This is a genomic window from Hyalangium gracile (assembly GCF_020103725.1).
Classification (GTDB): Bacteria; Myxococcota; Myxococcia; order Myxococcales; family Myxococcaceae; genus Hyalangium; species Hyalangium gracile.
Map to the genome: position 1 here is coordinate 147612 of NZ_JAHXBG010000009.1, position 20560 is coordinate 168171.

Genomic DNA, 20560 nt, shown 5'->3' on the forward strand with positions numbered 1-20560 from the left:
CTCATGGGAGCCAAACGGTACCTCTTCGGCTTCGGCCTCGGTGGAGGGCTCGCAACCGCGCTGATTCTAGGCGGGCTGCTGCGCGCGTTCACGGGAGAGCCGCGCTCCCTCGGAGGATGGCTCCTCCTCCTGCTGCTCCTGCCGTCGCTCTACCTGCTGGGTGGGTGGCTCACCTGGTACGCCTGGGCCGGACGACGCCTGCGCATGCGCCGCCGCGTCATCACCCGCCTGGCCGAGGGCGATCTCGCCATCTCCACCCGCGACGAGTTCGAGGGGCGCGATGACGTGCACCGCCTCCTCGTCTCCCTGCGCCGCGCCATCTCCCAGGTCCAGCGCGTCACCGTCAACCTGCACCGCACCAGCACCAGCGTCTCGGACCAGGCCCGCATGCTGATGGAGGCCGCGCGGCGCCAGGGCCTGGCGGTGGACCACTCCCTGGGCGCCGTCACGAGCATGGGCGAGAGCCTCCACGCCACCGGCCAGCGCGTGGGGCAGATGGACTCGTTCGCCGATGAGACGACCAACGCCCTGGGCGAGATGACGGAGCGGCTCCAGCAGGTGGGCCACGCCCTCTCCATCCTCGACGAGTTCTCCCACAACACCAGCGAGCTGGTGCAGGCCATGAGCGAGCGCCTGGCCCACATCGCCATGGCCGGCGACGAGCTGGCGCGCTTCGCCAACGAGGCCGAGAGCTTCGTCTCCGTGGTCAGCACCGGCATCGACGCCGTGCGCCGCCGCGCCAGCGAGACGAACGAGCTGTCCATGGCGGTGACGGAGACCGCCCAGCGCGGCGAGGAGCTCGTCAACGACAGCGTCAAGGGCATGTACCGCGTCGAGGAGACGGTGCGCAAAGCCGCGGAGATCGTCGACTCGCTCGGCGTGCGCTCCACGGAGATCGGCCGCATCGTCGACGTCATCCAGGAGATCGCCGATCAGACGAAGCTGCTGGCGCTCAATGCCTCCATCATCGCCGCGCAGGCCGGCGAGCACGGGCGCCCCTTCGGCGTGGTGGCCAACGAGATCCGCGGGCTGGCCGAGCGCACCGCGCGCTCCACGCGGGAGATCGCCTCCATGGTCACCGGCGTGCGCGAGGCGGTGGGCACCGCCGTGGCGCTGGTGAAGGAGGGCCGAGCGCAGGCGACCATCGGCGTCCAGTTGGGAGACCGGGCCGCCGCCGCGCTGGTGGAGATCCGCAGCATCACCCAGCGCACCTTCGCGGCCGTGGAGTCCACCGTCGAGGAGACCAAGCGCCTGGAGCAGCACGGCTCCTCCGTGGCGGAGGCCAGCCGCCGGGTGGCGCTGCAGGTGGACGACGTGACGCGCGCTGCCATCGAGCAGGTGGGGCACGCGCGCGAGCTGGTGCGCCAGACGGGCGAGATGGCGCGGCTGGCCCGAGAGGCCACGGACAAGGTGGAGGGCCAGGCCCGCACCGGCCACCAGCTCTCCGAGGCCGTGGTGCGGCTGACGGCCGCCATCGACGACATCCGCAAGGCGCACGGCGTGCTCACCCGGGGCGAGACGGCCATCCGCGAGGAGGTCTCCCGCGTGCGCGAGGACGCCCGCCGCGTCATCCGCATCGGCGACGAGCTGAGCCGCACGGTGGATCAGCTCGGCAACGAGACGGTGAGCCTGGAGGCGGAGGTGTTCCGCTTCCGCCTGCCCCGGCCTCGGCCCGGCGGAGAGCTGCGCATCGGCATCCACCAGGCGGCGGCGCTGCGCGCTCGCAACACCCTGGATCCGCTCTTCAGCGTGGAGAACCAGCTGGCGGAGATCTGCGCGTGCGTCTTCACCAGCCTGCTCCGGCTGGAGGATGGCGTGCTGGCGCCGGACCTGGCCGAGCGGTGGGAGATGGACTCCTCGGCCCGCGTCTTCCGCTTCTTCCTGCGCCGCAACGTCACCTTCCACGACGGGGTGCGGCTGACGGCGTTCGACGTGAAGCGCCACTTCGAGCGGCTGCTGAGCCCGGACGTGCGCTCGCCGGACCGCACCCTGCTGGAGGACATCGCCGGCGTGCCCGACTACGTCAACGGCACCGCGCGGGAAGTCACCGGCCTGCACGCCATCGACGATGGGACGCTGGAGATCCGGCTCCGGGAGCCCAAGGCCTTCTTCCTCCACCTGCTGACGCTCCCTCCCACGGCCATCGCCCGCGAGGACAGCAGCGGGCGGCTGCTGGGCACCGGCCCCTATCGGCTGGACCGCTTCGACACGGAGCGCGTCACCCTCGAGCGCAACCCCACCTACTTCCGCGAGGGGATGCCGCTGCTGGATCGGCTCGAGTTCCGGCTGCTGGACTCCAGGCAGGCCGCCGTCGAGCAGTTCCAGGCCGGCCAGGTGGACTTCATCTCCTACCTCCACGCCGAGCACGCCCGGGCTCCCGGCATGGAGATGTTCCAGGTCATCGCCAGCTCCACGCCCTCCACCTCCTTCGTGGGCCTCAACCTGCGCGAGCCGCTCTACGACGACGTGCGCGTGCGCCAGGCCATCCGCGCCGGCGTGGACATCCCCCGCCTGGTGGAGCGCTTCCACCCTGGCGCGCGCATGGCCTCCACGCTCACTCCGCCGGAGCTGTTGCAGGACTCGAGCCCCGCCACCGTGTCGGGCCCGGACGTGGCCCGGGCCGAGCAGCTGCTGCGCGAGGCGGGCGTGCGCAAGATTCCCCTCACCATCTACTACCCCGCCGGGCGAGACACCTCCGAGGAGGATCAGGTGCTGTTCGCGCCGCTCATCGAGGCGGGCCTGCTGGAGCTCCACCATGTGGAGCTGCCGCCGCAGGACTACACGACGCGGCTGCGCGCCGGGCGCATCCCCGCCTTCCGGACGCTGTGGCTCGCCGACTACCCGGACCCGGACAACTTCCTCTACTTCCTGCTGAACTCCAGCGCGCAGACCATCTACCCGCTCGGCTACCAGAACCCGGAGCTGGACAAGCTGACGGCCGAGGCTCGCATCTCCATCGATCCCGAGCGGCGCCACGAGCTCTACCGCCGCGCCGAGGAGATCTTCGAGAGGGACTGCCCGCTCATCCCGCTGTACCACGACCGCATCTACGCCGTGGCGAGCCCCACGGTGCAGGACGTGCGGCTGCACATGACGCCGCCCCAGGTGCGCTTCGAGGACCTGTGGCTCGACACGGATACCCGGCCCTGAGGGCCGCCGTCTTCGACTCGAGCATGCAGGAGCTCCTCCGCGCCCTGCCGAGGACGTAGCGCCTCAGGGCACGGCGCGCCGGTTCCCCGAGACACCGTGTCGCTGGGGCCAGCCTCGCGTCTCGGCGACTCCGAATGAGCCCAGGTCGAACGCCTCGAGCCGCCACACGCCCTCGCGCTCGAGGACGACATAGAGGTAGCGACCTACGTGCGTCGCGCCCGCGATGCGGGGCCGGTCCTTCAGCGGGCAGATCGCCACCCGCTCTCCCTGGGCGAAGAGCTGGACGTGGGCCATCGGGCCCCCATCCAGGGCCACGTCCGTGAGCGTGCCCACCGCGCCTCCTTGCACCAGCGAGGCCTGATGGAGCGTGCCAGGAGCATCCACGGGTAGCACGGAGACCTCCCAGGCCGCCTCCCCCGTCCGCGCATCCATCGCCCGCAGTACCAGCCGCTCGAGCTCGCGCGGACAGGGCGCGCCGCCGTCCGGGCACGTCCGCGCGAAGGCATAGCCCACGTCGTTCAGCAGGAGCGCCGGCTCGTCAATCGGAGTGAGCTGCCGCACGCCCCCATCCCAGGAGACGCGCGCCAGGCTCCCGCCATCCGTGCTGGCGAAGAGCCTGGCTCCCGCGAAGAGCCGTCCTCCCGCCACCGCCAGCGAGGAGCCACCCTCCTCCTCCACGTCCACCAGCGGGAGGGTGACGAAGCCCGTGCCCGCATCGTTCGGCGCCGGCTCGGCCCGCGAGACACGCCCGGCTCCCTCGGCGCACAGCAGCACCGTGCCCTGCTCCTCGAGCGCCACGCGCGCGCCCTCGCCGCCAAAGCCCTCCACGGGTCCAGCCCGGCGCACACCGCCGTCCGTGCCGAGCACCACGAGCGTCGCAGGCCATCCCGGCGTGCCCGCATCCATGCCTCCATCACCCGTCACACCGGCGTCCTCGGGCCCCCGCCACGACACGAGCGCCACCACCTCGCCCTCGGCCGTCAGCGCCACTTGGCCCGCTCCCGTCGAAGGCGCCACGCCTCCATCGCGCGCGGCTTCATCCGCCAGCGGGAACTGCCAGAGGCGCTGGCCCGGACCGGCCAGGGAGTAGCTCTCCAAGGCCTCGGGCTCGCGCATCAGGACGCCCGCGTCGGACACGGTCAGCAGCGTGCGCGGCCCTCCATCCTCATAGGGGGCCTCGAAGCGCAGCAGGCCGTTCTCCGTGAAGGCCACCAGCCGGCAGCCCGCATCCTCCGCGCACACGGAGGTGTAGAGCGATTGCCCGTGGACGAGCAGGACGGGCCCTCCAGGCTCCGCCACGGGCACCCCACCGAGCGTCTGCGAGAAGAGCGCGGGCAGCTCCTCCGGCTCCGGCCGGACACACTCTCCCGAGGTGCACTTGCCCTCGCCCTGACAGGGAATGGCGGGCGCGCACAGGAAACCCTCGGGAGTGGGGAAGGTACTGCAGGTGCCTCCGAAGCAGAGGTCCGCCGTCTTGCAGTCCGCACTGCCGCAGAGGCTGAAGTCCTCCGCGTCCTGCTCGCCACAGCCGCTCGTCCGCCGGCACACCCCCACCTTGCACGGGTTCGAGGGCCGAGGGCATATGACGGGCGTCGTCACACAGCCCTCCGTGGGCGAGCACGCATCCACCGTGCACGGATCGTCGTCGTCACACAGGCGCGGCGCTCCGACGCACACGCCCTGCTGGCAGCGCCCCCGCTCCTCGCACCGGCTGGTCGGGATGCAGATGGTCCCGTCCGGCGCCAGCGTCTCCACGCAGATGCCGGGCTCGAGCTCGAAGCGGGACTCGCGGCACTGCATCGTGGGCATGCAGGCCAGCGGCCTCACCCCTTCCCCCCTGAGCACGACGGTCTCGGTGCGACGGCCCGAGGTGAGCACCAGCGTCCCCTCCACCGGCGTGTCCCCCGCGGTGAACACCACCTCCAACCCCACCGTCCCGCCTCCCGGCACGGACGCGGAGCTCTCCGTCACGGAGAAGGGACTGCCCGTGGTCGCCGTCACCGTGACGCCAGCGCGCCCGGTGCCCACCAGCGTCACCGTGCGGCGTGACTGCTCGCCCTCCAGCACCCGGCCGAAGTCCACCTCCGTCTCCTGCGGACGGAAGTCCCCTCGCGCCCCGCCGAGGCCTGGATCGTCACACCGGCAGGCGCCGGCAAGCACGAGCGCCACGAGGAACAGGAGCCAGGGCCGATTGCGGAGCATGGCCCCGACTTAACCAGCTTCAGGTGGGAGCCTGAAGCGGAAGCCTCCGCCCACTGCACGGCCGTGGATACCCGCCCGCGGCAAATGCCTGCTCGGTGCGGCAACCGCCGCGCGTCCGCACGAGGCGGGTGGCCACCAGTGGACGGAAGGCCCGGCTCAGGTGGCCGGCGTGCGTCGCGCCAGCGCCCGGACCACCACCGCCAGCACGCCGACGAGCACGAGCACCACCACGGCCATCTGGTACCGCGACACCAGCGACTCCAGCCGCTCGAGGTTGCCGCCCACCGCACGGCCCACCGTCAGCACCAGGGCGTTGTGGGCCATGGCGGACACCGCGCCCAGCAACAGCGCGTTGCGCCGGGGGATGCGCGCCGCCCCCGCCGCGATGAAGATGACGCCGCGAATGCCCGGCAGGAAGCGGTTGACGAGCAGCAGCCACGGCCCGTTGCGGCGCATCCGCGCCTGCACCTCCTCCAGCTTCGCGTGGGTGAAGCCGAGGAAGCTCGCCTGCGGGTGGGCCTCGAAGCGCCGGGCCAGCCACATGCCGAACCAGTAGTTGATGGCCGCCCCGGCCAGGCTGCCCAGCGTCACGATCAGGAAGACGAGCGGCCACGGGTGATCGCCGCGCACCGCGTACACCCCGCCCAGCAGGGTGATGGTGTCTCCCGGGAAGGGGGGCACCACGTACTCCAGCATCGCCGCCAGTCCGAGGACGAGCAGCCCTGCCATTCCCATCGTCATGATGAAGTGATCAATGGACTCCACCATGCTCGCTCCCACCTCCGCGGGGACTCGACGCCTGCCTGCCCCTTCTTAACAAGGCGCGCGCGGGCGCCGTACCGTTCCCGGATGGGGACAGGCTGCCGGGCTCGGCAACCCGGTTCGGCACTTTGCACCGTGTCGCCGTAAGATGGCGGACACCTACCATGACTCCTGCCCCCTACCTCGCCCCACCTCCGAGCCCTGATGCTCCGGTCGCCTCGCTGCCCACCGCGGCTCCGGCACCGCAGCCCGCCGCACGCCTGATGGCGCACGCCGCCGCCTGGCTGATGCTCGTGGGGCTGCTCACCGGTGGCTACGTCTCGTCGGCCATGACGGGCAAGGTGCCCGCGGATCCGCACATGGCGCTGGCCGCCCACCTCAACGCGCTGATGGGCACCTTCTTCCTGCTGGGTGTCGCCTGGACGCTGCCCATGCTGCGCTACGGCCCGGTGGGGCAGCAGCGCCTGGCCTGGCTCGTCATCGGCGCCAACTTCGCCAACTGGGGCGTCACGTGCGTGAAGGCGTGGCTGCGCGTGTCGGGCGTGGACTTCATCGGCCAGCCGGCCAATGACGCCATCTTCGTCACGCTCACCGTCACCGTGGTGCTGCCCGCGCTCGCCGCCGCGGGAGCGTGGGTGTATGGCTTCCGCCGGGCCCACTGAGTGAAAGGGAGCGTCATGGCGTTCGCCACATCCGATCTCATCGACCAGTTCGACGCGCAGTTGTCCAGCTGTGAGACGCAGTTCCGGCAGTTCGGCGGCCGGCGGGCGTTCCATGGCCGCATCGCCACCATCCGCTGCTTCCAGGACAATGTCCTGCTCAAGAGGACGCTGTCGGAGCCCGGCGCGGGCCGTGTGCTGGTGGTGGACGGCGGCGGCTCGCTCGGCTCGGCCCTGATGGGGGATGTCATCGCGGGCATCGGGCAGAAGAGCGGCTGGGCGGGGATCATCCTCCACGGCGCCGTGCGTGACACCGTGGCCCTGGCGAAGCTCGACATCGGCGTCAAGGCGCTGGGGTCCAACCCTCGCAAGAGTCGCAAGACGGGCGCCGGCGAGGTCGACGTGCCCGTCAACTTTGGCGGCGTCACCTTCACGCCTGGCCACTGGCTCTACAGCGACGAGGACGGCATCGTCGTCTCCGCCACCCAGCTGGCGCCGTCCTGAGCCACTCCCGCTCCGGCGGGAGCAGCGACGGCGACTTCCTCATGCCACGCGCCGGGTCGACAGCCCTCGGGCCCCGGGGGATTGAACCCGAGGGCTGCCGGCCCTAGCGCAGGCGCGCGTGGATGCGCGCCAGGAGCCACAGCCGCAGGGAGCCGTCCACGACCACGGGGGAAACAGAGATCGCCCCCGCCTCCAGCGCGGTGGTGTCCGCGTTCCACTGAGTCTCGGGAGCGCACGCGACCTGGAGGCCGCAGATGGGGCCGGAGGCGACGTACAGGTCAGCCGAGTTCGCCACCTTCGTGTACGTCGGATGCACCACCTCCCCATGCCCCACGGCCGTCACACGCGCGCCCTGGACGAGCGTGGGGGCGAACAGCCCGTCCGTGCCGAGGATGACGGGGTAGTTGACGTTGAGCATCACCCGGTCCGGCAGCAGGGGCTCCCCGGGCTGGGCCGTCTGCCGCAGCTTGCTGATGAGCTGGTTCACGTACGCCGCGGCGTAGGGAGCCGCCGCCACGGTCTGCGAGAAGCCCGTCGCCGCGTCCTGAGGGTTGATGGCCACGCTCACGGCGAAGGAGGGCACCCCCTCCTCCGCGGCCGTCACCGCCGCGCCCACCGTGCCCGAGTGGTTCACCGCGCGCCCCACGTTCTGCCCGAGGTTCATCCCCGAGATGACCAGGTCCGGGCGGTTCTGCTCGCCCAGCATGGACAGCCCGAAGAGGACCGAGTCCGAGGGCGTGCCGCCGATGGCCCACATCTCGCTCACTGCGGTGCCGCAGGTGAACTCCGTGCGGGTGGCGCGGATCGTCACGTTGAGGTTGAGCGCGCCGCTGCTGCCGCTGCGGTCGCCCGAGGGCGCGAAGACGAACACCTGGTGGCCGGCGGCGCACAGCGCGTCGCGCAGGGTGCGCATGCCCGAGCCATTCACTCCATCGTCATTGGTCAGGAGGATGCGCAGGGGGGGCTCGGAAGTCTGCGCCTGGGCCGTGGAGCCCAGGCTCAGGAGCGCCAGGGTGAGGAGGGAAGAGAGGGTGAGATGGGTGCGCACAGGAGGACTCCGGGGGATGTGGAAACAGGGCGGAACCGCTGCCCTTGAATGCACAACGGAGCTCCCCCGGATTTGTCGCAAACATTTCTCGCCGGACCGGATCCAGGCTCAGCCGTGGCCGCAGCTCACTTCGCGTGCTGGGCGAGCCACGCGTCCACGTCCTTCAAGAGGCGGATGGCGGTAGGGTTCCGGGGGTTCACCATGCTGTGCACCTCCTTGGCGAGTTGCACCGCCTTCTGCTTGTCCCCTCCGGACTTCCACAGGGCATCGGCCAGGAAGAAGCGCGCGGCGGCTCCCGCCAGGGGCGACACCCGGAAGTTCGGCCGGCCGTCGACCAGCTGGGTGAGCGGCACCACGGCGTCCTTGGGCCGCTGGAGCTCCAGGTACAGCCTGCCCAGCTCCATCATGGACTGTACCCACATGCCGCGGACATCCTCCGGCTGGGCATTCTGGATGGCGGCGGCCCGCTCCAGGTGCGGCAGGGCCTCGGTGGGGCGGCCCAGCTGCCGCTGCACGGAGGCCAGCCCGAAGAGGACCACGACGAGCGTGGGGTGCTCCGGGCCCAGCTGGCGCTCCATGCGCGCCAGCGCGTCGGTGAGGTGTCGCTCCGCCTCCGCCCAGCGCCCCGCCCTGCCCAGCGTGGTGCCGATGTTGTTGACGAGCACCGCCGTGTCGGAGATCTCCGGGCTCCCGCTGGACTCCATGATGCGCAGCGCCCGCTCCAGCAGGGGCAGCACCGTCTCCGGCTTCTGCTGCAGGGACAGGCGCGCCATGGCCAGCGTGTTGAGCGCGGAGACGAGCCCCGGGTGCTCTGGCCCGAGCGCCCGCTCCAGCACCTCCAGGGCCTGCGTGGAGCGCTGCTCCGCCTCCATGTACTCGTTCCGGTAGGAGCGCACCTCGGCGAGATCCGCCAGGGCCATGCCGGTGTCCGGGTGATCCGGCCCCAGGGCTCGCTGGCGCAACGCCAGGGCCCGCTCGGCCAGATCGAGCGCCTCCGCGCCGTGGCGCTGCGCCGCACGGGCCTGGCTCAGCTCGAGCAGGACGTCCGCGAGCTCCAGGCTCTCCAGGCCCAGGGTGCGCTCCAGCAGCACCAGGGCCTGCGCGTGCTGCTCAGCCGCCTCGCCGTAGCGGCCCTGGGCAAAGAGGACCCGCCCCACGTTGCCGTGGAGCCGCGCGCGCAGCACGGGGTCTCCTCCCAGCCGGGTGATGGCCGCCTCCGCTCGCTCGCGCCAGCGGGTGGCCAGGGCGAACTGCTCGAGCCGCTCGCCCGAGAGGCGCACCGCCAGCGTCCACCCGCGCGCGGCCACATCATCGTTGCGGCTGGCCTCGGCGGACGCGAGCGCGTCGAAGAGGGTCTTCTCCGCGCTCCGGTAGTCCCCGGCCTGCTCGAGCAGCTCGGCCAGCACGAGCAGCGACTCGGCCATCGCCGCCGGATCGCCCGCCTGACGCGCCTTGTCCGCCACGGGCTGGGCCAGGGCCAGTCCCTCCTTATAACGACCCGCCGCGCCCAGGGCCCGAGCGCGGACCAGCTCGGCGCGCAGCCCATCCACCTGGGCACCTCCGCTCTCCGGTGGCGCCGCCGCGCCCACGCAGCTGGCCGGTGAAGGCAGGGACTCCACCGCGCGCAGGGCCCGCCCCATCACGTCCGCGTCCGCCTGGGACAGCACCTGCGTGAGCGCCGCCATCTCCGCCAGGCGCCCGTCCAGGCAGCGCATCCGCCCCGCCAGCAGCTCCTCCGGCTGCTCTCCGCCAGTCCGTGTCGCCTCGCAGGTGGCGGTCCGCGTCGTCACCCATGCGGAGGTGTACGCATCCAGCGAGCGCCGCACCTGGGCCCACGCGGCGGTGGCGAAGGGCCGGCCCGTGCCGAGGAAGGCCGCCTCCACCGCCTGCTGCCGGGGCGCATCCCAGACACCGGCCAGCGCGCGTCCGGCGGCATCCGCGCAGGCGCGGGCCTGGCGGACATTGAGGGCGTGCGTGACGCCCACCGCGCCCAGCAGCACCGTCAGGCCGATCCCTCCTCTCACCCACAGCCGCCGCCGCACCGCTGGATCCTCCAGCAGCGCGGACAGCAGCGCCTCGATCGAGGCATGGCGCCGAGCGGGATCCGCGTCCAGTCCTTGCAGCACCACGCGGTGCAGCCACCCCGGCACGGGGGTGCCGCGAGGGACAGGCCGCACCCGTCCCGCGCGCATCTCCTGGGCCAGCTCCGTGACGGTGGAGCCGTTGAAGGGACGCTCTCCGTAGAGCCCCTCGAACAGGGCGGCGCAGAAGCTGAACTGGTCGCTGCGCCCGTCCGCGTGCCGCTGGTCCGCGAGCTGCTCGGGCGCCATGTAGGCCGGCGTGCCTCCCGCCACCTGGGGCAGCTCCTCTCCCGGCTTTCCGGGCATGGTGGTGCGGGCCAGACCGAAGTCCGTCACGCGCACGCGCCCGTCCTGGCCCACCAGCAGGTTCTCCGGCTTGATGTCTCCGTGGACGATGCCCACCGCGTGCGCGGCGGCCAGCCCCCTGCCCGCCTGCACGAAGGCGTCACGCACCTCGCGCCAGGAACGAGGCGCATCGCGCAGCCACAGGCGCAGCGTCCGCGCCTCCACCAGCTCCATGGTGAGGAAGACCTGCTCGCCATAGGTGCCCACGTCGTAGACAGGCACCACATTCGGGTGGGAGACGCGGGCCATGGCCTGGGCCTCGCGCAGCAGGTGGGCGCGGCCGTCCTCGGCGTCCAGTCCCAGCGCTCCGGTGCGCAGCAGCTTGAGCGCCACCTGGCGGTTCAGCTCGGGATCATAGGCGGAGTACACCATGCCCATCCCTCCCACGCCGAGCCGCTCCAGCACGAGGTAGCGTCCCACCGTGGTGCCGCGCGCCAGGGGCGTGTCTTCGGTGCCCGTGGCTCGAGAGGGGGAAGGCACGGTGGTGGCGGTCGCGGCATCCTTGAGCTGCGAGGAGGCCTGCGCATCGAGCGCCTGCGCCATCATGCGCCGACACGCGGGGCAGGAGTCGAGGTGCGCGTCCACCTCGGCGGCGCGAGCCGGTGGCAAGCCGCCGAGCAACAGCTCCATGAAGGTGGCTTCGTCCAGGCAGTGCATGGCGGGGCTCAGTCGAGGCGGGAGCGCAGCAGCCGACTGAGGTTCACGTCGAGCTGGCTGGAGATGAGGCGCAGCACGCTGTCGAGCTGCGTGTGGGTGAGGCGCAGGCGCTCGGTGAGCAGCCGGCGCGTCTCCTCGAGGAGGGCTTCCTGAGCGGACACGACCCAGCGGGCCGCGGTGGCGCGGTGCACGCCATATAGGGCACCGAGCTGCTCGATGCGCAGGCCATCCAGGTACTTGAGGCGCAGCACGTTGCGCTGGCGCGGAGCGAGCGCGGTGAGGGCCTGGGCGAAGGCGGCGTTGAACTCGGCGCGGTAGGTCGTCTTCAGGTAGGCGAGCTCAGGGTCATCCCCGGGCTCGACGAGGAGCGGGAGGGCGGAGTCGTCCGACTGGGACTCGCCCGACTGGCGGCGCTGCATGTCCAGGGCGAGCCAGAGCGCGGCGGCGCGCACCCAGCCGGAGAGCGTGCCCGTCCCGGCATAGGTCGCCAGCTTCGCCGGCATGTCCGGAGTGGAGACGAGCATCTTCTGGCGGAGCTGCTGCCGCACGTCGTCCACCGTGGCCGCGGGGAGCCTCAGGCGGGCCACCGCCACGCCTACCTCCGGGAGGAAGCGGGACTCGAAGGCGGTGAGCGCCGACGGCACTCCCTCGGTGCAGGCACAGGCGAGGTAGAGATCTCCGAGGTGGAGCTGCTCCAGGGCCTCGGGGGAGCTGTCGGGCGAGAGGTGGCGGCCCAGGTGCGCGGCGAAGCGCGGGCCGTCGAGCTCTACCCCGGGCCAGGCCGCGCGAGCCATCTCCAGGGCCCGGGCCAGCCGCGCCTCCAGCTCGGGGAGCTGCTCCGGACCTGCGTCTCCCTCACGAGCGGAGAGGAAGGCATGTGCGAGTTCCTGCGGCATGACGGCCAGTCTCCGGGTGGGAAGGGCCCATCAGAGCATGGGTTACCTCCGTCGACACCAGGATGCCGCCACGGCTGCTCCTCGGCCTACCCAGGCAGACAGAAGGGCTGAGCGGACGGCTGCCCCCTCGTGGCCCTGTCCCGTCTGGGTCGAGTGAATGGGCCAGAGAAACCCGTCCCCCGCGTCGCGAGCTTGCCCGCGGGCCGCCAGCGATTTTCCTGGGGGTACCAGCCCCAGGCGCGCGCGCCGTCGACCATCGGGACCGAGCCATCGGGCAGCAGTGCCAGGCGGTGGGTGGTGCCGCCGGGCGCGGACTGGAGCGAAGCCGCGGCCTCCCAGGCTCCCGAGGCGTGCTCGAAGCGCCTCATGTCCGACAGGAGCGTGGCCGCGTGCCCGGCCACCGTGCGCTCCGAACGTCCGGTAGCCGACCCGCCGAGGATGAAAACCGGGACGAGCGCTGGGAACCTCCAGGTATAGGTTTCGGAGACAAAGGGGACCCCATGCTCAAGGCTCGACTCCTCGCGCTCTCCGCACTCTCCGCGCTCTGTCTCTCCCTCACTCTCTCGGCGTGCGACGACGATGATGACACCACGCCCCCTCCCGAACCGCCCATCTCGGGAGACGCCATCCCCACCGCCCAGGGCGACCTGATCATCCATCCGATCAATCACGCCACCTTCGCCATGGCCTGGGGCGGGAAGATCATCTACGTCGACCCCGTCGGCGGCGCCGCGCCCTTCGAGGGGCTCCCGCGACCGGATGTGATCTTCGTCACCGACATTCACGGCGATCACCTGAACGCGGACACCCTGACCGCCGTCGCCCAGACGCAGACGGTGATCATCGCGCCCCAGGCCGTCAAAGACATGCTGCCCGCGGCGCTCCAGGGGGCGACGCAGGTCCTCGCCAACGGAGCGACGACGACCGTGGCGAACATCGGCGTCGAGGCGATCCCGATGTACAACATCACGCCCGAGCGCCTTCAGTACCACGTGAAGGGCCGTGGCAATGGCTACGTGCTGACCTTCGGGGGCAAGCGCGTCTACATCGCGGGGGACACGGAAGACATCCCCGAGATGCGGCAGCTGCGCGACATCGAGGTCGCCTTCGTCCCGATGAACCTGCCCTTCACCATGACGGTGACGCAGGCGGCGGACGCGGTGCGCGAGTTCAAGCCGAAGATCGTCTACCCCTACCACTCACGCGGCAGCGACCTGAACGAGTTCACCCGGCTCGTCGGCACGGATGTGGGCGTCGAAGTGCGCGTGGGGAACTGGTACCCACCGGCCCAGCCCTGACGGGCGAACGGTCAATACCGTCAGGAAGGCTGCTCCACGTTGGGAGCCGGCGCCGTCAGCACCTGGCCGCCGTACTGGCTCGCCTCCAGCGTGCCGCACGCCGCGCCGATGTCCTTGCCTCCCGAGTACCGCCGCGCAATCGGCGACTTCAGCACCTGCAGGTGGTCCCGAAACGCCTTCAGCTCCTCCGCCGTCGGCGGCAGGTACTTCCCCGTCGGATCCGTCACGTCGATCAGATCCACCTTGATGGGGATCCCCTCGAACGTGTCCTTCAGCGCCAGCGCGTCCTCGAGCCCCAGGTTGAACCCCGAGATCGCCACGTACGCGATCATCGCCCGCTCGCGCCGCACCTGCGTGTACTCGCGAATCGCCTCCACCAGCTCCGGCAGCGGGTGCGCCTTCTCGATGGGCAGCACCTTCGCCCGCTTCTCCGGAATCGCGCTCGTCACCGAGAACGCCAGCCGGTACGGGTGGCCCTCTCGCGTGTAGCGCCGGATGGCCGGCACCATCCCCGCCGTGGAGAAGGTGATAGACGTCCCCGAGATGGAGAACCCCGCCGGGTGCGACAGTATCTGCGCCGCCCGCAGCGTCTCCGCGTAGTTGATCAGCGGCTCCCCCATCCCCATGAACACCACGCCGCGCACGGGCCGGTCCGCCTCCGCGCGCACCTGCAGCACCTGATCCAGGATCTCCCACGTCCGCAGGTTGCGCTGGAACCCCAGCTTCCCCGTCATGCAGAAGTCACACGCCAGCGCGCAGCCCACCTGGCTGGACACGCAGACGATGTACTTCTCGTCGAAGATCGGAATCCGCACCGCCTCCACCCGGCCCCCCAGGGGCGAGGCGAACAGGTACTTCACGAACCCGTCCTCCGCCTTCCGCCGCTCCACCACCTCCAGGCGCGGCAGCTCGGCGTGGGCTCTCAGGTGCTCGGCCACCCGCTTGGGCACCTGCGGCGCCTGGCACACCTGCTCCACCGTCTGCGCGCCATGCGCGAAGACGGCGGCGAACACCTTGCGGATCGCCGTGGGCGTGGGAGCCAGCGGCGCCAGCGCCTGCTCCAGCTCCGGGAGCGACAGTTGTTTCAGGTTCACGACGCGGACTTGATCTTCGACCGGAGGAACTCGGTCAGCTTGGAGGACATCTCCTGAGGCATCCGGTGCGCCAGCGCCTTCTTGCACAGGCCCGGCGTGGCCCGGTACGTGCGCAGGAAGTCCACGCAAGGCGCGCAACCCTGAAGGTGCTCCTTCAGATGTTGCGCATCCTCCGGCGACAGTTCGCCGTCGAGGTAGTCCAGCAGGAGGTTGATTGAGTCTTTGCAGGTATACATCCGAACCTCGACCGCGGACTTCCCCGACGAATCGCTTCCTCACTTCCGATGATGCTCAGGGCTCCCGAGCGTTTCACTCCGCCAGAGCGCCCTGATTGTAGAACAGGTCGATGGCTTCCCTCAGGGCAAGCCTCGCCCGGTGCAACCGGCTCTTGATGGCCGGAACAGAGTCCCCTGTCAGCTCGGAGATCTGTTCGTAACTGAGGCCCTCCACATCTTTCAAGAGAAAGACCTCGCGGTACCCCTCAGGCAGCCGATCCGTCGCCTGCTGGATGGCCTGCCCCAGCTCCGCGTCCAGCGCCTTCTCCTCGGCGTCCCGGCTCCAGTCACGCTCCGGGTAATCGGCCAGGGAGCCAAGCTCGGTGAACTCCGGGCCCTTGATGTCGTCCTCCACCGCCTGGACCACCCGCCGGTGGCGCAGCCGCATCAGCGCGTGGTTTGCCGCGATGCGGTGTACCCACGAGCCGAACGCCGCATCCCCGCGAAAATCCTTGAGGTGCTGGTAGGCCGACAGGAAGGTGTCCTGGGTGATCTCCGCCGCGTCCGCCTCCGAGCGCGTCATCCGCAGCGCCAGGCCGAACACCTTGTCACGGTGCGCCTCGACCAGCTGCTCGAAAGCGGCCATGTCTCCCGTCTGGGCCCGCGACAGAAGCCGCCGGTCCTCTTGCTGCCGGTCTTCAGGCTGGGTGGCGAGCTCTTCGGACATGACCAGACGCAACCTTCCAGTCAGGACGGCCGCCGTCAAGGACGACGGGCAGCCCTGGAAGGCACCTTGCTCACGTGGCGACTGTCCTTCACCCACAGCCGGAAGGGCTCGGCCGCCCACTCGCCTGCATAGTCCACCCCGATCCGAGGCCCCCGCGCTACCCGCGCCTCCGGCACCCGCTCCCCCTCCGTGAGGAACAAGGGGGATGATTTGAGGTCAAACCTGTTGTGCGCCAGGGTGATGCCGAACGCCCGGCACAGACGCCCGGGCCCGTCCGTCCGCGCCCCTGGGGGGAAACCATCGAGGGGTTCCACGGCTCGCACCAGCACCGCGGCGCCCACCCCGGGCGCATCCGTCACCACGTTGAAGCAGTGGTGCATGCCATAGATGAGATAGACGTAGGCGCGCCCGGGAGGCCCGAACATCACCTCCGTGCGCGGGGTGAGCCCCTTGGCGGCGTGGCACGCCAGGTCATGCTCCCCGATATAGGCCTCCGTCTCGACGATGCGCCCCACCCGGCGCCGGCCCCCTTCCTCCATCACGAGGTGGGTGCCGAGCAGCTCTCGGGCAACGGTGAGCGCCGGGCGCGCATAGAAGGACTCGGGAAGGTTCACGGTGGGCAGGAAAATTGTCCTCCGGTACAACGCCCGTCAACACCGCCGCCATCCCCCGAGCGGGCATCCGAGCAGCCGGGGGCGCCAAAACGGTTTGCAGTCGCCAATGGCTGGGGCAGATTGCGCGCATGCTCCCTACCGGCCGGCTCTCCGGTCTTCTTCTCCCAGTCTTTTCGCTGCGTTCCCGCACGGACTTCGGCATCGGCAACTTCGGCGCCATGGAAGGCCTCTTCCGGTGGATGACGGAAGCCCGGCAGAAGCTGCTGATGGTGCTGCCGCTGCTGCCCACCGCGCCGGGCGACCCGAGCCCCTATGCCACGCGCTCCGCGTTCGGCCTCAACCCGCTCTTCATCGACCCGCACCAGCTGCCGGAGTTCCAGGCCACGGGCGGCGAGGGCGCCTTCTCGGACGAGCAGAAGCGCCAGCTGGCCGAGGCGCGCGCGGCCCCACGCATCCGGTATGACCTGGTGTTCCCGCTCAAGGACGCCGCCTTCGACCGGGCCTTCTCGCACTTCGACAAGCACGAGTGGGCCTCGAAGTCGGCGCGGGCCCGCGAGTTCCAGGCCTGGCGCGAGGCCCAGGGCGAGTGGCTGGAGAGCTACGCCCTGTTCACCGCCATCTCCGAGGACCAGCAGCGCCGCGCGTGGTGGGAGTGGCCGGAGCCGGTGCGCACCCGCCAACCCGAGGCGCTGAAGGCGGAAGGGGCTCGGCTGGAGCGCCGGGTGCGCTACCACGCCTGGCTGCAGTGGGTGGCCGAGCAGCAGTGGAACCAGGTGCGCGCGCAGGCCAAGGCGCGCGGCATCCTGCTGTGCGGCGACGAGCCCTTCATCATCGGCCAGGACAGCTCGGACACCTGGGCGCACCCGGACATCCTCCGCCGGGACGCGCGCCTGGGCGTGCCGCCGGATGACTTCTCCGCCACCGGCCAGGACTGGGGCCTGCCCTACTTCGACTTCGCCGCGATGGAGAAGGACGACTACCGCTGGCTCAAGGCGCGGGCGGCCAAGGCGGCCAGCTACTACGACTTGCGCCGGGTGGACCACGCGGTGGGCTACTTCCGCCAGTGGATCCGCGACGAGAAGACGCCCACCGGGCGCTTCATCCCCCCGGACGAGGAGAGCCACAAGCGGCTGGGCGAGAAGCACTTCCGCCTGCTGTCCGAGGGCGCCGGCATCATCGCCGAGGACCTGGGCGTCATCCCCCCGTTCGTGCGGAGGATCCTCGCGGACCTGGGGCTGCCCGGCTACCGGGTGATGCGCTGGGAGCGCGATGACCTGGTCTACCGCAACCCGCACCAGTACCCGGCCATCTCGCTGGCCACCACGGGCACCCACGACACGGAGCCCATGGCGGACTGGTGGGACGCCAGCCGCGACGACGAGCGCGCCGCCGTGGCCAAGGCCTGGCCGGAGTTCCAGGGCGTCACCGTCACCAAGGAGTTCACCCCCGAGGTGCACCGGGCCATGCTGGCCGCGGCGCTCAACTCCAGCAGCAGCCTGTGCGTGCTGCCCTGGCAGGACATCCTCGGCACGCGCGAGCGCATCAACCTGCCGGGCACCATGAGCGACAGCAACTGGGCCTACCGCATCACCCAGGACGTGGACGCCCTGCTGGAGGATCCGCAGTCGCGTGACGCCGCGCAGCGGCTGGCCTGGCTCACCGCCTCCGCGCGCCGCTGAGCGCTCCCCGCGCGGGGCTCCCCTGCCGAGGGGCTCCGCCGGGCGCTACTCGTCGTCGATGCAGCGCAGCTGGATGGGGATGCCGTCGAACAGGACGCAGCGCTTGCCCTGGGACACGCACTCGAGCCGCTCGCAGATGTCGTCCGTCACGCACAGCGGCGGCGAGCGCCCGTACTCGAAGAGCAGCTCCGCGCAGAACTCCAGCTCCCGCCCGCAGAGCAGGCCCGGGCACTCGTCGATGTCGTCCAGGTTCTGCCCCTCCCGGAGCCGCACCGAGTCATCCTTGCCAGGCCCGCAGGAGAGCACCACCGCCAGGGCCGCCCCGAGCAACCCTCTGATTCGCCAGGTCATACCCGGACACTCTGGCCCAAGCCGGAGCGGCTTGCACGTGTGACGACGCCAAGTGTCCGGGATCTGCCCTTCCGGCCATGGCCAGGATCGCGAAACGCGACAGTGCCCCGGCTTTGATGCACCGCGGACAGGCCAAGGCGTGGACGAATGGATATGTACAGGGTCTGTGGACGTCGCCCTTCTCCGACATCGACTCCGAGCCCCCCTCCTCCTCCTGCTGGCGCTTGCCTGTGCGTGCGCCACCACCAAGCCTCAGCCAGATGCCCTCGAGGTGAAGGACCTGAAGATCGAGGGCACCGACAAGGTGAGCGAGGGCGACATCAAGGCGAAGATCCTCACCACGGACACGCCGTGGTGGGAGCCGCTCTGGCCCTTCGACAAGGGGCCCTCCTACTTCGACCCGAACGCGTGGCAGGCGGACCTGCGGCGCATCGAGCGCTACTACCAGGCGCAGGGCTACTACCAGGCCCAGGTCGTCTCCAACACGGTGAAGCCCGAGGGAAAGGAGGCGGTGGAGCTGGTGGCCCAGGTGCGCGAGGGCGAGCCCACGCGGATCGGCACCATCGAGCTCTCCGGGATGGAGCAGCTGCCCGACGACCACCAGCGCCGGGTGAAGGCGGAGCTGCCGCTGAACAAGGGCGACGTCTTCCTGGAGGAGAACTGGCAGGGTGTGAAGGAGCTGCTCCAGGGGCGGCTGCGCGAGCTGGGCTACGCGGAGGCGGAGGTGGGCGGCGAGGTGCAGGTGGACGTGGACACGCACCTGGCCTCGGTGGCGCTCCAGGTGCAGCCGGGCCCGCGCTACAAGTTCGGCAACATCTTCGTCGCCACGGACGCCAACCCGCAGGTGGCGCCCAAGCGCATCATCGAGCAGGCGCAGGGCGCGGTCCGCAAGGGCGACTGGTACAGCGAGACGGCGCTCGCCGAGGCCCAGGCCCGCGTGTTCGGCATGGGCGTCTTCGGCGCGGTGAAGGTCAACCGCGGCGGGCCGGATCGCGAGGCGGCCACGGTGCCGGTGGTGGTGGATGTGCGCGAGGCGCCGCTGCGCTCGGTGCGCCTGGGCGGAGGCCTGGGTGTGGACGCCGCGCGCCAGGAAGGCCGCGTCCTGGGTGAGTGGACCAACCGCAACATCTTCGGAGGGCTGCGCCGGCTCACGGTGAGGGGGCGCCTGGGCTACGCCTTCCTGCCGTCCATCTACGGGGTGAGCACGGGCCAGGAGAACTCCAAGAGCGGCCTCATCTTCGAGGCCACCACCGAGTTCGAGCAGCCGCGCTTCCTCTTCCGGGACTTGCGCCTGCAGGCCTCCCTCAACGGGGAGAAGGGCCTGGAGCAGGCGTACTCCTTCGTCGGCGGGCGCCTGCGCACCGGCGTCATCTGGCAGCCGCACCCGGACCTGTCCGTCTTCCCGGCCTACAACCTGGAGTTGTACGAGCTGAAGGGGCGGGTGGGCGCCAACGAGCAGGGAATTCCCCTCATCACGCTGGGTTGCCGCAACAACAACTCCGATGACCCGAACAAGCCGTGCGCCATCCAGCTCAGCTACCTGGAGACCACCGTCGAGTGGGACCGGCGCGACGACAAGATCGAGCCGCGCGCCGGCTACTACGCCGCGCTCTCCGTGCAGGGCGGCGGCGGGCCGCTGTTCGGCGACTTCACGTACATCCGCCTGCTGCCGGACCTGCGCTACTACCAGTCCTTCGGCCTGGAGCAGCGGCTGACGGTGGCGGGCAAGGTGCGCCTGGGCACGCTCATCCCCTACCGCAACAAGAAGACGGGGCAGCGGCAGAGCTCCATCGTCAACCGCTTCTTCTCCGGCGGCGGCTCGTCCATGCGCGGCTTCAACAGCCAGCGGCTGTCTCCCCAGGTGGCCATCAATCCGGCCGACCCGGAGGCGGGCACCGTGCCCATCGGCGGCAACAGCCTCTTCGAGACCTCACTGGAGGTCCGCTACCGGATCACCGACAGTATTGCGCTGGCCAGCTTCTGGGACACGGGCTTCGTGGGCGCCGAGTCGCTGTCCCTGGGAGGCCGGAACGCCTTGAGTAACAGCCTGTACCACGCACTGGGAGTGGGGCTGCGCTACATCACCGTGGTGGGGCCCATCCGAGTAGACATCGCCCGACGGTTGCCGATCGGCCCCCCCTTGCCCGTCGAGGGCGCGGGGTACACCTATCCTGCCGGCGGTACCTGCTTCGGCCTGGGAAGCAAGAAGTCGACCTACGCGGGAGCCCCGGACGGGCTCTGCACGTTCCAGCTGTCGATTGGAGAGGCGTTTTGACAC

16 protein-coding genes are annotated in these 20560 nt (G+C 70.7%); 6 read left to right on the forward strand and 10 right to left on the reverse strand.

The genetic code is table 11. The annotated features are described in order from the left end of the window. Positions 1–3 precede the first annotated feature (3 nt). Positions 4–3150: an ABC transporter substrate-binding protein gene (locus KY572_RS19980; protein WP_224244487.1), complete on the forward strand. Its 3147-nt coding sequence runs from the start codon at positions 4–6 to the stop codon at positions 3148–3150. A 63-nt stretch (positions 3151–3213) separates the two neighbouring features. Here KY572_RS19980 and KY572_RS19985 read toward each other — a convergent pair whose 3' ends face one another. After that, positions 3214–5352: a hypothetical protein gene (locus KY572_RS19985; RefSeq protein WP_224244488.1), complete on the reverse strand. Its 2139-nt coding sequence runs from the start codon at positions 5350–5352 to the stop codon at positions 3214–3216. A 156-nt stretch (positions 5353–5508) separates the two neighbouring features. Beyond that, entirely contained in the window at positions 5509–6120 is a 612-nt protein-coding gene (locus KY572_RS19990) for a DedA family protein (RefSeq protein ID WP_224244489.1), read from the reverse strand. 158 nt (positions 6121–6278) lie between these two features. Between KY572_RS19990 and KY572_RS19995 the strand changes: the two genes are divergently transcribed. Together KY572_RS19995 and rraA are read left to right on the forward strand one after the other, a co-directional pair. Further along, on the forward strand, positions 6279–6776 hold the full coding sequence (locus KY572_RS19995) for a hypothetical protein (protein ID WP_224244490.1): 498 nt from the start codon (positions 6279–6281) through the stop codon (positions 6774–6776). Positions 6777–6791: 15 nt separating this feature from the next. Continuing rightward, positions 6792–7277: a ribonuclease E activity regulator RraA gene (gene rraA / locus KY572_RS20000; RefSeq protein WP_224244491.1), complete on the forward strand. Its 486-nt coding sequence runs from the start codon at positions 6792–6794 to the stop codon at positions 7275–7277. A 103-nt stretch (positions 7278–7380) separates the two neighbouring features. Here rraA and surE read toward each other — a convergent pair whose 3' ends face one another. The 3 genes from surE to KY572_RS20015 form a co-directional block, all read right to left on the reverse strand. Then, positions 7381–8325, reverse strand: a complete 945-nt coding sequence (surE, locus tag KY572_RS20005) for a 5'/3'-nucleotidase SurE (RefSeq protein WP_224244492.1) — start codon at positions 8323–8325, stop codon at positions 7381–7383. 125 nt (positions 8326–8450) lie between these two features. After that, the gene (locus tag KY572_RS20010; protein WP_224244493.1) at positions 8451–11408 is read right to left on the reverse strand and encodes a serine/threonine-protein kinase; all 2958 of its coding nucleotides are present in this window, start codon (positions 11406–11408) and stop codon (positions 8451–8453) included. A gap of 8 nt (positions 11409–11416) precedes the next feature. Beyond that, positions 11417–12304, reverse strand: a complete 888-nt coding sequence (locus KY572_RS20015; RefSeq protein WP_224244494.1) for a sigma-70 family RNA polymerase sigma factor — start codon at positions 12302–12304, stop codon at positions 11417–11419. A gap of 500 nt (positions 12305–12804) precedes the next feature. Between KY572_RS20015 and KY572_RS20020 the strand changes: the two genes are divergently transcribed. After that, positions 12805–13602, forward strand: coding sequence for an MBL fold metallo-hydrolase (locus KY572_RS20020; protein WP_224244495.1), 798 nt, complete (start codon positions 12805–12807; stop codon positions 13600–13602). Between the two features lie 20 nt (positions 13603–13622). Here KY572_RS20020 and KY572_RS20025 read toward each other — a convergent pair whose 3' ends face one another. From KY572_RS20025 to KY572_RS20040, 4 genes are all read right to left on the reverse strand, one after another. Further along, entirely contained in the window at positions 13623–14696 is a 1074-nt protein-coding gene (locus tag KY572_RS20025; RefSeq protein WP_224244496.1) for a radical SAM protein, read from the reverse strand. Then, positions 14693–14932 (reverse strand): anti-sigma factor family protein, encoded by a 240-nt coding sequence (locus KY572_RS20030; RefSeq protein ID WP_224244497.1) that lies wholly within the window; start codon positions 14930–14932, stop codon positions 14693–14695. Before KY572_RS20030 ends, KY572_RS20025 begins: the two co-directional genes overlap by 4 nt. 73 nt (positions 14933–15005) lie before the next feature. Then, complete coding sequence (locus KY572_RS20035) at positions 15006–15638, reverse strand: RNA polymerase sigma factor (protein WP_224244498.1); 633 nt, start codon at positions 15636–15638, stop codon at positions 15006–15008. Between the two features lie 35 nt (positions 15639–15673). Continuing rightward, positions 15674–16252 carry a DNA-3-methyladenine glycosylase gene (locus KY572_RS20040; protein WP_224244499.1) on the reverse strand — a complete coding sequence of 193 codons (579 nt, stop codon included), beginning with the start codon at positions 16250–16252 and terminating at the stop codon, positions 15674–15676. 128 nt (positions 16253–16380) lie between these two features. Between KY572_RS20040 and KY572_RS20045 the strand changes: the two genes are divergently transcribed. Next, entirely contained in the window at positions 16381–17931 is a 1551-nt protein-coding gene (locus KY572_RS20045; protein WP_224244500.1) for a 4-alpha-glucanotransferase, read from the forward strand. A 45-nt stretch (positions 17932–17976) separates the two neighbouring features. Here the strand turns inward: KY572_RS20045 and KY572_RS20050 are convergent, their stop codons facing one another. Beyond that, positions 17977–18282 carry a hypothetical protein gene (locus KY572_RS20050; protein ID WP_224244501.1) on the reverse strand — a complete coding sequence of 102 codons (306 nt, stop codon included), beginning with the start codon at positions 18280–18282 and terminating at the stop codon, positions 17977–17979. Positions 18283–18448: 166 nt separating this feature from the next. Here KY572_RS20050 and KY572_RS20055 point away from each other — a divergent pair, with 166 nt between their 5' ends. Next, a complete protein-coding gene (locus KY572_RS20055) occupies positions 18449–20557 on the forward strand; it encodes a BamA/OMP85 family outer membrane protein (RefSeq protein ID WP_224244502.1) in 2109 nt (702 codons plus the stop codon). Positions 20558–20560 lie beyond the last annotated feature (3 nt).